This is a genomic window from Alsobacter metallidurans (genome assembly GCF_014636935.1).
GTDB classification, from domain to species: domain Bacteria; phylum Pseudomonadota; class Alphaproteobacteria; order Rhizobiales; family Beijerinckiaceae; genus Alsobacter; species Alsobacter metallidurans.
In genome coordinates this window covers 1573232-1586808 of the sequence record NZ_BMES01000001.1, presented here as the reverse complement: position 1 = coordinate 1586808, position 13577 = coordinate 1573232, and the positions used below count along the sequence as shown (strand labels likewise).

At 67.6% G+C, this 13577-nt stretch carries 16 protein-coding genes; 1 reads left to right on the top strand and 15 read right to left on the bottom strand.

Annotated features, from left to right (window positions below; genetic code table 11):
* Window positions 1-7: 7 nt before the first annotated feature.
* From IEV99_RS07215 to IEV99_RS07170, 10 genes are all read right to left on the bottom strand, one after another.
* Window positions 8-1825 (bottom strand): phage tail protein, encoded by a 1818-nt coding sequence (locus tag IEV99_RS07215; protein ID WP_188516993.1) that lies wholly within the window; start codon window positions 1823-1825, stop codon window positions 8-10.
* 73 nt (window positions 1826-1898) lie between these two features.
* Window positions 1899-3263, bottom strand: coding sequence for a hypothetical protein (locus IEV99_RS07210; protein ID WP_188516992.1), 1365 nt, complete (start codon window positions 3261-3263; stop codon window positions 1899-1901).
* 31 nt (window positions 3264-3294) lie between these two features.
* Window positions 3295-4035 carry a UCP028438 family phage-derived protein gene (locus IEV99_RS07205; protein WP_188516991.1) on the bottom strand — a complete coding sequence of 247 codons (741 nt, stop codon included), beginning with the start codon at window positions 4033-4035 and terminating at the stop codon, window positions 3295-3297.
* Window positions 4036-4045: 10 nt separating this feature from the next.
* Window positions 4046-5170 carry a baseplate J/gp47 family protein gene (locus IEV99_RS07200; RefSeq protein ID WP_188516990.1) on the bottom strand — a complete coding sequence of 375 codons (1125 nt, stop codon included), beginning with the start codon at window positions 5168-5170 and terminating at the stop codon, window positions 4046-4048.
* Window positions 5171-5172: 2 nt separating this feature from the next.
* Window positions 5173-5538, bottom strand: a complete 366-nt coding sequence (locus IEV99_RS07195) for a phage tail protein (RefSeq protein WP_188516989.1) — start codon at window positions 5536-5538, stop codon at window positions 5173-5175.
* 11 nt (window positions 5539-5549) lie between these two features.
* The gene (locus IEV99_RS07190; protein ID WP_244643778.1) at window positions 5550-6104 is read right to left on the bottom strand and encodes a phage baseplate assembly protein V; all 555 of its coding nucleotides are present in this window, start codon (window positions 6102-6104) and stop codon (window positions 5550-5552) included.
* A gap of 2 nt (window positions 6105-6106) precedes the next feature.
* The gene (locus IEV99_RS07185; protein ID WP_188516987.1) at window positions 6107-7153 is read right to left on the bottom strand and encodes a phage late control D family protein; all 1047 of its coding nucleotides are present in this window, start codon (window positions 7151-7153) and stop codon (window positions 6107-6109) included.
* Window positions 7146-7361, bottom strand: coding sequence for a hypothetical protein (locus IEV99_RS07180; protein WP_188516986.1), 216 nt, complete (start codon window positions 7359-7361; stop codon window positions 7146-7148). Before IEV99_RS07180 ends, IEV99_RS07185 begins: the two co-directional genes overlap by 8 nt.
* 12 nt (window positions 7362-7373) lie before the next feature.
* Complete coding sequence (locus IEV99_RS07175) at window positions 7374-8132, bottom strand: hypothetical protein (RefSeq protein ID WP_188516985.1); 759 nt, start codon at window positions 8130-8132, stop codon at window positions 7374-7376.
* A 12-nt stretch (window positions 8133-8144) separates the two neighbouring features.
* Complete coding sequence (locus IEV99_RS07170) at window positions 8145-9959, bottom strand: phage tail tape measure protein (RefSeq protein WP_188516984.1); 1815 nt, start codon at window positions 9957-9959, stop codon at window positions 8145-8147.
* A gap of 32 nt (window positions 9960-9991) precedes the next feature.
* Between IEV99_RS07170 and IEV99_RS07165 the strand changes: the two genes are divergently transcribed.
* Window positions 9992-10555, top strand: a complete 564-nt coding sequence (locus IEV99_RS07165; protein ID WP_188516983.1) for a GIY-YIG nuclease family protein — start codon at window positions 9992-9994, stop codon at window positions 10553-10555.
* Here IEV99_RS07165 and IEV99_RS07160 read toward each other — a convergent pair.
* Genes IEV99_RS07160 through IEV99_RS07140 form a run of 5 tightly spaced genes read right to left on the bottom strand, consistent with a single transcriptional unit; the run spans window position 10546 to window position 13543 of the window.
* Entirely contained in the window at window positions 10546-10968 is a 423-nt protein-coding gene (locus tag IEV99_RS07160; protein ID WP_188516982.1) for a phage virion morphogenesis protein, read from the bottom strand. The two genes, IEV99_RS07165 and IEV99_RS07160, sit on opposite strands and share 10 nt — an antisense overlap.
* Entirely contained in the window at window positions 10965-11102 is a 138-nt protein-coding gene (locus IEV99_RS07155) for a hypothetical protein (protein ID WP_188516981.1), read from the bottom strand. The genes IEV99_RS07160 and IEV99_RS07155 overlap by 4 nt, the downstream gene beginning before the upstream one ends.
* Before the next feature lie 29 nt (window positions 11103-11131).
* Window positions 11132-11551: a hypothetical protein gene (locus IEV99_RS07150; protein ID WP_188516980.1), complete on the bottom strand. Its 420-nt coding sequence runs from the start codon at window positions 11549-11551 to the stop codon at window positions 11132-11134.
* A 5-nt stretch (window positions 11552-11556) separates the two neighbouring features.
* Window positions 11557-11994 carry a hypothetical protein gene (locus tag IEV99_RS07145; RefSeq protein WP_188516979.1) on the bottom strand — a complete coding sequence of 146 codons (438 nt, stop codon included), beginning with the start codon at window positions 11992-11994 and terminating at the stop codon, window positions 11557-11559.
* Between the two features lie 10 nt (window positions 11995-12004).
* Window positions 12005-13543 carry a phage tail sheath protein gene (locus IEV99_RS07140; protein WP_188516978.1) on the bottom strand — a complete coding sequence of 513 codons (1539 nt, stop codon included), beginning with the start codon at window positions 13541-13543 and terminating at the stop codon, window positions 12005-12007.
* Window positions 13544-13577 lie beyond the last annotated feature (34 nt).

Below are 13577 nucleotides of genomic sequence, written 5' to 3'. Positions count from 1 at the left end.
GCGCTCCTCAGAATTTCACGCAGAACATCACGGGGACGTTGCGGGGCCGGGTTTCGCCGGTTCCCAGCACGTCGACCTTGGTGCCTGAGCTTTGCGTGGTGTTGATCCCGTTATTGTTCAGCGGGAAGGCCACGTTCGAGGTCCACGACGGGGTGGTGATTTCGTTGTGGCGCAGGGTGCCGCCGTTCTGGGCGTAGAGGTCTTCGGTCTTGTGCGCCTGCTGGATGCCGAGAGACCGGCTGATGTCGACGCCGCGCCCGTTGTCGAAGCCGCGCAGGAACTCGCCGCGGAAGTCGGGCAGCCGGAAGGTGGTGGACCCGTCGCCCTGCGAGTACGAGGCCCAGGCTCGGTTGCCAACGGTTGTCCAGGTCGCGTCCGTGACGATCATTCCCGACGCCTGCGCCGCCGTCCACAGGTTGGCGTAGGTCGTGCGCGAGATCAGGCCACCGGCCAGCTCCAGGTAGCCAGAGGGAGGCGAGGAGCCGAGCCAGATCAGGCCCGAGCCCACCGGCTGGTTGGAGATGGACGCGCCCAGCGCGGTGGCGAGCGGGTTGCCGCCGATCGTGGGCAGCCGGGCGAAGTCGAAGACGCCCGAGGAGCGCAGGCACTTGAGGACGATCTCGATGAAGGCGCCGGCGTCCGAGTAGCGCGCCATGCTCCAGTCCGAGCCCGCGTTGGAGCCCGTTTCCGCCGTGGCGTCGGCCATGCGGATCAGCCAGCGGGCGAGCGCGTTGGCGTCGGTGGTGCCGGTCTCGCCGAAGAAGTCGCGGTTCGTGGCCGCCGCGCCGCGCGTGCGCAGCGAGGGCATGGACAGGCCGCCGCTCATGTCGTCACCGGACTTGATGACGTAGCGGGTGTCCAGCACGCCGAAGTCGGGCGAACCGGCGTTCTGGAGGTAGAAGCTCGCGCCGTCATAGGTGACGCGGATGACCTGGCCCGCCTTGATGGAGCCCGCGATCAGCGCCGTGCCGTCGGGCAGCACCAGCGGTTTCGCGCCAATGCCGTTGACGTTCACCGTCACGCCCGCGCCCGTGCAGGTGTTCGCCACCTTGATGTGGGTGGAGAAGCCAGCCGCCAGCGAGGTCGGAGCGGGCTGCAGCGTCACCACCAGCGAGTTGACCGCGCCGGTGTCGACCGCATAGGCGAAGGCGCCCGCCTGCACGGCGGGGACCACGGCGGGCAGCTTCGGGTTGATGAAGGGGGCGGTGGAGAGCTGGGTGATCTGGGCCGAGGTCAGCTGCGTCGCGCCGTAGGCCACCGTAACCGAGTAGAGGCCGGTGTACCCCGCGTCCGGAGCCGGGGTGGTCTGGGTGCCGGCCGTGGCCGCGACGCCCGCCTTGGCGCTGATCAGCGCCTTCTGGCGGCGCACGGTCATCTGCGACGTTCCCAGCCCATTGGGGCCGGAATAGGCCTGAGCCGGGTTCGCCGAGTTGTAGTAGGGCAGGACAATCGGCGTGTCGTCCGTCTCCGAGAACGCGACCTGGATCAGATAGTTGATCGCCTGGCCGTTGGTCGCGGGCGGGGTGAGCGTGAGCACCGTGGTGTCGAGCGAGATGCCCTGCTTGACGATGGAGCGCGTGGTGTCGGCCGCGAGCGAGCCAAAGCCGTTGGCGTCGAGGTTCTGGACCGCATAGACCGATCCGGCGAGCACCTGGACGCTCAGCGAGGCGGGCGCGGAGGGAACGCACTGCAGGCCGTCCACCACCGTGGAGGTGCCCAGCACCGCCTGCATCAGCGCGCCCAGCGCCGTCATGGTGAAGCGCTCGGCGTTGAGCAGGTCGGTGTCGAGTGGGATCTGGCCCGGGTAGATGATCTGGCGGTCCATTGTGGTCCTCAGAATGCGAAAAGCCGCCCGATCAGGGGCGGCCGAGGAAGGGTCGAAGGAGGGCAGGAGGCGCTTACGGCGAGATCTCTTGGATGGTGATGTCCGAGGCCATCACGCCGCCGAAGAGACGAACAGCCGAGGTCCAGCCGTTGAACCGTGTCGTGGTGGCCGTGTTCGCTCCGCAGCGGACGCGGAAGGTGGTCGCCGCCGTCGTGCCGGCCGTCATCACATGCTTGAAGTTGATCGGGTACATATCGGCGTTCGGCATGTATTGGGCGACCGCCTTGAGGGCGTTCACGTTGGCGTCCTGGTACAGCGCACAGGCCATCTGCACCGCCGTCGCGTCCTGCGAGATGTTCGCCGTCACCGTGATAATCAGCGTCGAGGAGGCGCTGGTCGGCGCGATGGTCGCCGTCATAAACTCCGTCCCCTCGGTGATCTGGGGGATCGTGTCGTCAAACGGGATGGTGCCGGTGCCGGTCGCGCCGGCCGAGTTCGGCGCGTAGATGATCTGCTTGACGATCTTCGACTGGCCCGGGGTCGACCAGGTGCCGCCCGCCGCCAGATACTTGCCCGCCGCCGCGTCGCCGACGGCCGGAGCCGGGACCACGCCCTTCGCGCCGCCGCCGCCGCTGTCGCCCGTGAAGGCCGGGAGCGCCTGCTCGAGCGCCGTGCCGCCTTGCTGGTAGCCGCTGGCGTTGACGATGCCCGTGATTGTCGCCGAGGAACCGGCGATGGACCCGTTGACGTCGAGCTTGGCGGTCGGCGTCTTGCCGATGCCGAAGTTGCCCGAGGCGTCAATGCGGGCTTTCTCAGCGCCAGCCGTCGAGAACGCGAGGTTGTTGGTGGACGGGGCGAAGAAGCCGATCGTGGGCGTGGTCGTGACGCCGTTCAGCGCCAGCGCGGTGGCCTGCGCAACGCCGTTGACGTCGAGGGTGGTGGTCGGAACCTTGCCGACGCCCAGATTGCCGCCGTTGGGCTGCAGCGCCAGGTTGAACTGGGTGCCGAGTGCCGTGTAGTTGCGCGCCTGCAGCCACATATCGCCCGAAGCGTACTGGCCGAGGTCCAGCGCCGTGTTGACGTTGGCGAAGCGCGCGATCACGGCGGCGTCTGCCGTGCCCGTGGCGGCCGGGGCCGCGCCCGTCACCGAGGCGATGACGTGGAAGCGCGAGAACGGCGTGCTCGTGCCCACCCCGAGATTGCCGCTCGGAATGTAGACCGCGCCCGGCATGGTCAGCGCGCCCGAGAGCTTGGCCGAGGTGACCGTACCGTTGCCCGGTACGACGCCCGCCGTCTCCAGCGCCACGATTCGGGTGATGATGTTGTTGATGTCGGAGGCGCGCAGCACCTGACCGGCGCTGTATTGCGCGAAGGCGGGGGCGGTGCTCAGCCCAAGCAGAAGCGCCCCGACGAGCGCCAGGATCCGAGAGAGTTTCAAGGGTTTTCCCCGTTCAGATGAGGTGGTGCGCTCACGAGAGCGCGGAGGTGTCCAGCACGAAGTCGAGATCCAGGCGCGGGCCCAGCACCAGCGGCGCGTCGGGCGAGTTCTGGATCTTCGTCCAGACGATCGTGCCAGCCGGTTTGACGCTCTCGATGGCGTCATAGATGTCCTGATCTGTGACCGATCCGACGATCTGGGAGAGCTGGCCATATTCCAGCGCGCTGGCGCGGGCATAGCCGCCCAGAGGCGCGCCGTAGCCGCCCACCGACGGGATGCCCGAGGAGGCGGGCCGCAGCACCGTGACGAAGCTCTGGCAGGGCAGCTGCAGGCTGCCGTAGCGGCCCGCCAGCGAGTAGCCCATGCAGGGCAGGTTGTAGCCGCCCGTGTCGGCCGGCAGCGCCGGCTCGAAGACGGTGGGCGCGCGGCCGGTGAGGTCCGTGAGCATGGCCACCAGCGAGGACCGCGTCACGCGCGGCCGCAGCAGCTCCTCGAGGATGCGGGCGCGGAAGCTGTCGTCCGATTGGTTGGTCTTGCGCATGACGCGCCAGCCGAAGTAATCGAGCGCGATGAGGTCGAGAAAGCCCCCGGTCGCGGTGGAGATGCGCGTCTGCAGCCGGGCGAAGCTGATCTGGGCATAGACGCCAGCCAGCATGCTCGCCGCGCCGCTGAGCAGGCCCTCGACGATCGGAATGGGGCTCGCCGTGAACCAGGTGGGCGGCAGCAGCGCCTTGAGGCGGGAGACGATGTCGGGTTGATCGCCGGTCGCCATGGCCGCTCCTTTAGGACACCGTCACGGCGCCGGGCTTGATCACTTGCTGGGTGGTGGCGATGAGGTCGCTGGTCCCGCCATTCAGCGAGAGGCCGGTCACGTCGGTGACGCCCGACACGCCATAGATCACCGCCGCCAGCCGGTAGAAGTCGAGGCGCGCCCCGAGCCCCAGCCCGTTGATGTAGGCGGTGAGCGCCACGCCCACCTGCGCCACCACGGCGTTGTGGTCGTAGCCCTGCCCGGTCGTCACCGTGGCGGCCACCTCCGCCGTCAGCGTGGTCGGGGCGAACACCGCGAACATGACGCCGAGCGGGCGCACCGCGTCCACGGCGGTGTAGACGGCGTTGATGATGGAGGCTGCGGGCGCGCCGGAGCCGTCGTCGACCACCACATAGAAATAGCCGGTCCTCATGTTCCCGGCGTAGTCGTAGTTCTCGGTGAGCGTGTAGGAGAGCCCGGCCTGCACCGAGGTCACCGCATAGCACACCGCCTGCTTGGTGCCCTTGGAGAGCGAAAGCAGGTAGGCGACGAACCGGGTGCGCAGCGCGGCATCCGCCTCCGCGTCGCCGCCGCCCGACATGGCGGAAGCGTTCGTGACGGTGTCGACGCCCGAGATGGCCGTCCGCATCACCGTGACCGAGCCCGCCTGGACGTTGCTCGCCGCCGAGGGCGTGTTCGCCTTCACGGGCACGGCCAGCGACGAGACGCCGATCGGCAGCACATAGCCGTTCTGCGCGGCGGAATAGGCCGGCTTGGTGCTGTCGGCGATCACGGTGAAGTTCTGCGTGCCGTCGGCCGTCTGCACCTGCGCGCCAACCGGGATCAGCGAGGAGATGCCGGTGGAGAAGCGCGCGAAGGTCACCTGCCCGGCCGAGGCCGCCGCGGCGAGGCGCGTCATGCCGAAGTCCTGGACCCAGGTGTCGAGGTCCGCGCCCTTGGAGGTGGCGGCGCGGGTGAGCAGCAGCACCTGCAGGACGAGGCCCTGGAGCCACAGGCCGACGCCCGCATTGCTCTCCACAACCGAGCGCAGAATGGAGCCGATGGTGAAGTCCACCAGCACGGAGGCGCGGGCCTGGATGGCTGCGGCCTGCGCCTGGACGAGAGCGGTGAAGGAACGGACGTTCAGGGTGGCCATGGTCACGAGCTCACGTCGAAGGAGAGGGTGATCTGCTGTCCGGTCTGGGCGTCCGCATAGAGGATGTAGACGCTCACGCCGTTGGCGATGGGGGAGACGGTGATCGTGGGCTCGGGCGTCGGCGCAACCGCGTCCTCCAGAAAGATTTGCGATCGGATCAGCGCCGTCAGGGCGGGCAGGTCGAGCAGCTCGCCGACGAGGCGCGGCAGCCCGGCGCCATATTCGGGGTGCCAGATGAGGTCGCCCGGGTTGGTGAGGAGCCGGCGCAGCACGCGCTGGGTGCCGAGCGTGGAGCCGTCCACGGTGCGCACGTCTCCGGTGGAGCCAGCGACCAGGTCGCTGCCCCAGAAGTGGTACAGGTCGGGCATTGCCCCTCCGGTCAGTGCGGGGTGGAGGTGTCGGAGCCGCCGACGACGATGCCGCCGTGGACGTGGGTGTCGCCGATGTTCTTGCCGTTGTGCTTGAGGGTCGCGCTGGTGATGTCGATGGCCCCCGCCGCCTTGATGGCGAGATCGGTCCCGGCGTCGATGGTCATGGCCCCGGTGACGTTCTTGACCGTCATGGCTCCGGTCTTGTCGATGGTGATGATGGCGCCCGACTTGTGCTTGATCACCAGCTCGCCCGATTCAGCGCGCGGCGGCTTGTCCTTGTCGGAGAAGACGCGGCCGGTGATGACCGGCGTGTCGACGTCGCCCTCCTGGAAGCCCACCGTCACCTGGTCACCGGGGGTCAGGCCCACCGCGATGCCGTGGCCGTCGCCGATATGGCTGGACGCCACCGGCAGCCAGCCCGTTTCGACGTCCTCGGGCTGCAGTTTCACCTTGGCGGCGTGCTTGTCGGGATCCCACGAGGTCACCAGCCCCACGCGGCTCTTGGCGTGGCGCTGATCCATGCGCTGGGCCTCGCGCCGCATGGCGTTGAACAGGTCTTCCATGCTCACTTGCCCCGCTTCTTGGATTTGCTCTTGGAGCGGATCGACATGCGGTAGCCCTCGCCCATGCCGATGCGGTGCTCGACGGCGTCGATGGCGTAGTCCTGGTCAAAGGAGGTGCCGGTGCCGCTGAGCGTCAGCTTCATGTGGGCGTCCACCGAAAGGTCGCCCGGCATGTCGACGTCCACGGTGCGCTCGTGGCGGGTGTTCTCCTCGAGCCGCTTCTCGGCGATGCGGTCGGCCTGCTCCTGGTTGAGCCCCGGCGCGCGGTACTCGTAGACGAGGGGCTGCTCGCCGCCGCCGTCCAGCTCCTTTTCGGACTTCACCACTTCCTTGGACTTGGTGTTCCACGAGCGGACGTTGACCTTGACCTTTTTGGCCAGCTCGACGTTGCGCAGGGTTCGCAGCCGGATGAAGGTGCCCTGCTCGTAGCTCTGGGCCGTGGGCGCAACATATTGCACCTGGAAGGCCGGCAGGCTGTCGTCGTCGGCCTTTTTGAAGGTCAGTTTCTGGCCGTTCACGAACCAGACCTTGCCCTCGATGTCGGCGAGGTGCTGGAGGATCGCCGCCTCGGAATGGAGGTCGGTGAGCTTGTTCCAGTCGATCTGATACGTCTTGCCCGCCTTGTTGGTCTGCCCGTCGGTCTCCACCGAGAGGCCATGGCGCCCCGCGATCGTCTTGACGATCTCCTCGGCCTTTTGGTTGAGGAATTTCTCGTTCGACTTGGCGTGGAGCAGGTCGGCGGTGGCGTCCTTGCCATTGACGCGCAGCATCCGCGCGCCCCACTCGATGTCCACCTGCGTGATCTTGCCGTCCACCAGCACCTTGCGATCGGAGCCGGAAGGGTCGGTGGCGAACACCATCTGCGCCTTGATCTCGGGCTCGTCGGCCCAGAACGCCTCGTCCATGCCCTCCGGCAGCGCGCCCAGCGGGATCGAGGCCGAGAAGGTGTCCGACGAGGACAGCGTGGTGACGGTGGCGTCGGCGTCCATGCAGGGGATGGACTGGCCGTTCACCACCAGCCAGGCGCGCGGCTTGCGCAGCTCACCCATAGAGGATGCCTCCGTTGCCGGCGTTCTTGTCGACGGGCGGCAGCCGCAGCGTGACCACGCCCGAGAGGAAGGGGTCGGTCAGGCCGTTGAACTTGGCGATCCGGTTCCACTGGCTGGCGTCGCCGAGATACTTCTGGGCGAGCGCAAACAGCGTCCCGCCCGTCACCGTGATGACCTTCGCCGAGGTGGCGGTGATGATGCTGGGCATGCCGCCCTCCCCTTACCCGCGAACCGTGCTGAGATTGGCCGAGACCCGCGCGACGAGGCTCTGGACGTCCTGCACCACGCCCTGCTGCGTCACCGCGTCCGCGATGGTCGCCAGATTGGCGCCGAAGCTGGCCGCGTCCTGCGCGCCGACATCCAGCGCCGAGATGATACCGTCGAAGCCGTTGGAGGCCGCCTGCGCGACGCCCACAGCCGCGCCCGCCGCCTGCAGCGCCGGCGCAAGCTCCGAGAACGAGGCGGTGTTGATGCTCGCGATGGCGCTCACCGCCGTCGAGACATTGCCTACGGCGGTCGCCAGCGCCGGAGCCGCAACGCCCGCGACCAGCGACACAGCGCCAGCGAGATCGCCGCCGACAAGGTCGCCCAGCGCGCTGGCGATGCCTCCGAGCGCGCCCTGCGCCGGATCGGTGACCACCTCGCAGACGACGCGGTAGAGCACCTGGAACGGCGCTTGAAACGTCGCCTCGAAGTTCTTGATCACGACCAGGAAAAAGAAGCTCGACCAGGTCAGCGGCACTTGCGAGCCAGCCATCCGCATGGCGTCCAGCGCGCGGGCTTTCGCCTCTGCGCCGGGGCCCTGAAAGCGGCCGGCGAACTGGATCGGCGCGGGATCGGGCCCCATGGCGTCGACCACGCGCTTGCCGCCCGGCAGCTTATGGATGACGAGCTGCTGCTCGCCGCCGAAGTTGACGTTGGGCGGGCTTTCGATGTCCTGGAAGACGATGCCTCCCAGAACCAGCGGAACAGTCGCCATGGGGATCCTCGATCAAGAGTAAGCGGCGTCCGGCGCGAGCCAGCCGCGGCGTCCGTCGGCATAGGCCCCGCCTTCGGGCGAGGAGTGGTCGCCATAGACCCGGGCGAGCTGGTGCCCGACCTTTTTCCCGTCGAGATAGATCGGGTTCATCATGCTCTCGCGGTGCGGGCCAGGACGACCGGCCGGGACCGCGTCATAGGGCGTGGAGGCCTTGGGCGGGGCCTTGGTCTGCTCGGCCGCGCTCGGGCCGGTGTCGGCCTTGCCCGCGTTGATGGGCGCGCCATTCAGCTTGCCCAGGAGCCCGGCGACCTTGTTGACGAAGTTGACGAAGCCCTCGGCCAGAGACCCGATGGCGTCCTTCACCTTGTTGATCGCCGCGACGCACTCGTCCCAGTGCGCCGCCACAAAGGAGCCGATCGCGCCCGCGAGCGCCGCCATGCCGATGATCAGCCAGCCGCCCGTGCCGATGGCCGCGACCAGCGCGCCGCCGATAAACACCGCGCCCAGCGCCGTGAGGCCCGCCGCGAGGCCGAACAGCGCCGCCCGGTAGGTCTCCATCCGCTCGGGCGGGATTTCCTGCAGCCATTGGTTGAAGCTGCGCAGCGCGCGCGTGATGGCGTTGAGCGAGTCGATCGCCAGCTGCGAGTTGCCGATCGTCAGCTGCAGGTCGCGCCACGCTGCGCCGAGGTTGTGCATCGCCTTGGACATATCCTTGTCGTCGGCCAGCTTGGCGCTGTCGCCCGTGCCCATCGCGCCCGCGATGCGCTCGCGCTCGCCCACGATCTGCGGCAGGTTGCGGAGCAGATCGTGGACGAGGCGCTGCGTGGTCTGACGGCCGAGGATCTCAAACAGCATCGGAACCTGCTGCTCGATCGTCTTCTCGCCGTGCTTCTCCAGCGCCGCCTTCATGTGCTCGACCGCCTGGATGGGGTCCGTCTTGAGCGCCCGGGTGAAGTCGTTGTCGAGCGCGCCCTTGCGGAACTGGACGTGCCCGCCCTTGCCGACGTCGAAGTCGCCGACGAGGCCCAGTTCGCGGAGCTTCTCGGCCTTGGACTTCGTCATCGTGCCGCCGACCATCTGCGAATAGAGCGAGGTGAGCGCAGTACCGGCGCGCTGGCCGCCCATCGCCTGCGAGGCAATCGCCATGGTGAGCAGGCCCTTGTCGGACAGGCCCGACAGCGCCGGGCCGCCCTGCTGCGCGAGGCCGAGCCAGGTGTCGGCGTTGACCTTGCCGTGGGTGCCGAGCACCACCTTGGAGCCCAGATCCATGAAGTGGCGCAGCCGCTCGGGGTCGACCTTGTGCGTGGTCTCGTCGACAAACTTGCCCATGAGGTCGCCGGCGCGGACGAAGGAGTAGACGCTCTCGTGCGCCTTCTCGTAGTTGCCGCTGGTGTTGCCCAGCACCTGCGCGAACCGCTCCAGCGGCTCCATGAGCTTGATCGCCTCATCGTGGCCGAAGATCGAGTAGGCCGCGCCGTAAGCGCCCAGCGCCTTGTCCTGCGCGGTGCCCGGCACATTGGCGACGGTCTTCTGCGCGTTCGACTGGACCTCTTTGAACTGCTCGCCCGTGATGCCGAGCTTCTGGATCTGCACCAGCTCGTGGGAGAGATCCTTGGCGACGTCGAGCGTGGCCTTGATGCCGTGGAAGATGCCGAGCCCCGCCTTCGCGGCGAGCCCGCCCGCAATCACCATGTGGAGCCGGTTGAGCCCGCCCTGCAGCTTGTTCACGTTGGCGTGAAGATGCAGCACTTGCTGGGACAGCGCCGAGAAGAACTGCGGCGCGTTAGACGTCACAGCGAGGTTGACGCCGATCTTATAAGCATCCATCGTGCTATACCTCACGCCGTGGAGAATTGCTGATGCGTTTATTTGTGGGTTGGCCGCGAGTGTTCGGCGTCCGCACCGGAATGATCTTGGGGCCGGAAGACTTCGCCCCTCGTGGCGGCGGCGCGCCCCGAGCCGAAAGCGGTTTCGTCTATGTGATCCGTGGCGACCACGGGCTGGTGAAGGTCGGCTTTTCGACCAATCCGGAGGCGCGGCTGGCGACGCTCAGGACGGCGTCGCCCTTCCCGCTCGCGTTCGCGTATGTCTGTGCGGTGGAAGGCGGCGCTGGGCCGGCGCTGGCCGTGGAGCAGCAGGCGCTGGCGCACTTGGCGGGGCGGCGGATGAACGGCGAGTGGTTCGACACCAACGTCCCCACCGCGGTCGCTGCGATCGCGATGGCGGCGAGCTGGCTGGGTCACCGCATCGTCGAGATCCCGGCCGATCGGTTGGGCGAAGTCATGCGCCTGGCCGCACAAGGACCGGCAGCAGCGCCGTCGGTGAGCCCGCTCCGGCGCGCCTTACAGATCGCGCTCGGCCTGACGCTGGGCTTTGTGACCACGTCGGCGATCCTGATCGCCAAGGCTGTCGCCTACAGGTGACGCCACCGCGAGATGATCACCTTGCCGATCTCGGCGACGACTTCCTTTTGCTTGTGCTTGGCGGCGGCGACGAGGAAGGAGCGCGGCGGGATGCGGCTCGTGCCCAGCTCCTGCCAGACCGCCTTCATCTCGTTCGAGCCGATGGTGGCGTTACCGATGCCCACCTTGATGCCGATGCTGTCGCGCAACTGGCCGGTTTCAAGGAGCGGGGTGTCGCCCCGCGCCTTGGCCTTGATGGTGTCGGGTTTCAGCGGCGTCCACCCGTATTCATAGGTGCCGATGACGCGCTTGGCCTCGGTCTGGACAATCTTCGCCGCCTTGCGGAGCGCCACCGTCTCGGCGTGCTCCATGCCCACCACGAGGCCGCCCAGATGGGTCGCGAAGGCGCCGAGATTGTTGAAGGTCATGGTCATTCGCCGTTCTCCCATGCCATGCGGGACCAGTTCCACTTGCCGCCGTCCATCTCCCCGAAGGCGATGCAGGCGGCGAGCCTCATAGCGGGCTCCATCGAGAATGCGACGTCGAAGGGGACGCCGTTCTTGGTCAAGAACAGCGCCTCCCTGAACCCGGCGTCGCTTAGGAGTTTCCCGCCTGGTCCTTGACCTCGGCCAAGGTTGGGATCTGCAGCTGGACGAGCGCGATCGTGGCGGCCTGGAGGCCGTGGAAGTCGAGGCGCTGGATCATGGCCTCGATTTCGCGCTCGCTGTTGGGCGGCGTGATGCGCTCGCCGTCGATCGCCGTGACCGAGCAGGCGCTCATGGCGATGTTGAGAGCCTGCTGGTTGGCCGAATTGGCTCCGAGCAGCTTGGTGAGGCGGTAGAGGTCGAGCGCGGTGAGCGCCTTCACCTCGATCACCCGGCCCTCGTCGTCGGTCGCCGTGGCGCGCCGGTCGGCGGCTTTGACGATCTTCTGCGAGGGGGTTTCGGCGGTAGCGGGGGCAGTCGCGTTGGCGGCGGGGGCCGCTACAGCCCCCGCCTCGTGGATGGTGACGTTCATGGTGATCAGATGACCTTCCGGCGCTTGCTCGCGACCCAGGCGAGCTTTTGTTTTACCGAGCTATCGCCCTTCCAGGCGCCGGCGTCGTCGAGCTTGAAGACGCAGCCCTCGTAGCGGTACTGGCTGACGGTGCCGTCCGGCTCGGTGATGGTCTCGGTGATCGAGGCCGTCTTGACGTTGCCGCCCGAGTAGTAGGCGCCCTCCAGCGCGGCGATGAAGTCGTCCAGCACGCGGTCGGAGCGCTCCAGTCCGATGGAGCCCTCCCAGCCCTGCGGGAGCTCGAGGAAGCTCACCACGCCGTTCAGCGCCTTGACCTCGACGCGCTGCGTCCGCTGTTTGCGGTCGAAGTCCGTGATGGTGTTGATGGCGATTGTGGCGCGCGTGTTCGCGTCGAAGATGTCGAGCGCGATGTCGCGCCCGACCGAGAAGCCGTTCACAGGCATGGTTCAGGCCTCAGTAGTTGTTGTTGAGGGTGGTCGAGGTGCGGGAGATCGAGACCGACTGCCCGCCTTCCAGGTTCACGAGGAAATACTCGATCACCGAGAGGTACTGGACCTTGACGTCAGCCTGCATGTAGCCCAGCGCCACGCGGGACGGCAGGTTGTTGGTGCTGTCCAGAACGGTCTGGAAAGGCGTGGTGCCGTCGGCGTTGCCGATCAGATCCTGGTCGGCGAGGCCCTGCAGGAAGCTGTCCAGCGTCACCTTGGCGTTGCGGCGCACGTCGGCGCTCTGCAGCTGACCGACATAGATGCCCATGCCGGCGTTTAGCGTCGCGGCGATGTAGTTGGTCATCCGCGTGTAGTTGTCGCCGTGGATCACCGCGTTGGACGAGGTGTTCCGGCCGAAGCGGCAGCCATAGGCCGGGCCGCGCGGCAGTGGGTTGGTGATCAGGTCGAAGCCCGCCGCGGCCAGCGTCTGCAGTTCGGCGCCCGAGTAGACCTGGTTGGCGATGGTTTTCTGCGTGCCGATGATGCCCTGCATGGGCTTATTCAGCGTCGACTGGTTGGGCGCGAGGTTGGAGAGCAGCCCCACCACAAAGCCCTGCGGCGAGATCAGGCGCTGCACGCCGTTGACGGTGTCGTTAAACAGGCACCAGTCGCCAAACAGGATCTTGATGGCGTAGCTGTCGATGCCGGCCGTGTTCTTGGCCGAGACCGCGTTCGAGATGGTGTCGCCAGCCGGGCCGGTGGCGATCATATAGACGCCTTCGGAGAGGCCGAAGCTCACCTGGGTCGTGTAGACCGTGGTGTCGTCGCAGTCGACCAGCGCGGCCACCGAGACGGCGAGGTTGCGCAGCGCATACATGCCCTTGCGCGGCACGGTGTCCTGACCGATCAGCACCGCGCTGGTGATGGTCGCGATCCCGTCCGTGCCGCCCGCAAGCGAGTAGGTCGCCAGCGAGGCTGCGGTCGCGCCGGCGCCCGCCGTGGCCTTGATGATCTGCGAGGGGCCGCGCAGCGCGTTCTGGCCGTTGGTGATGGCGGCGGCCATGTTCACCCACAGGGCGTTGCCCGTGCCGGTGATGTTGTCGAAGACCTCCGGCTGCTGGCCGGGCTGGGCGACCATGACCTTGTAGGAGTTGGCGGCCGAGCCGGTCGCGATCGTGACCTGGCAGGAGTTGCCGAGCGTGCCGGTCCACTTCGAGGTGAAGGTGATGCAGTTGGTGAGCACCGCGATCGTGGCGGCGACGTCGGTGCCGTCGGTCACGCGGACGACGTAGTAGGCGCCAGAGCCGCCCTGCAGGACGGCAGCCGCCAGCGCGGTGCCGACGTCATACTTGCGATTCTGGATGTTGCCGAACTGGCGGGTGAAGTCGGCGAGGTTGCCGACGATCGTGGGCGAGTTAACCGGGCCCCACTGCGCCGTGCCGACGAGGCCGGCGATGTTGGTCGGCACGCCGTTGAGCAGATAGACGCTCGGCGGAACGATTTGGACGTAAAGGTCGGGCGTCACCAGCGCGGTGGTGTTGATCGAGCCCTGTTGGACGATCATGTGGAGTTTCCCTCAACAAAAAAGGCCCGCTTAG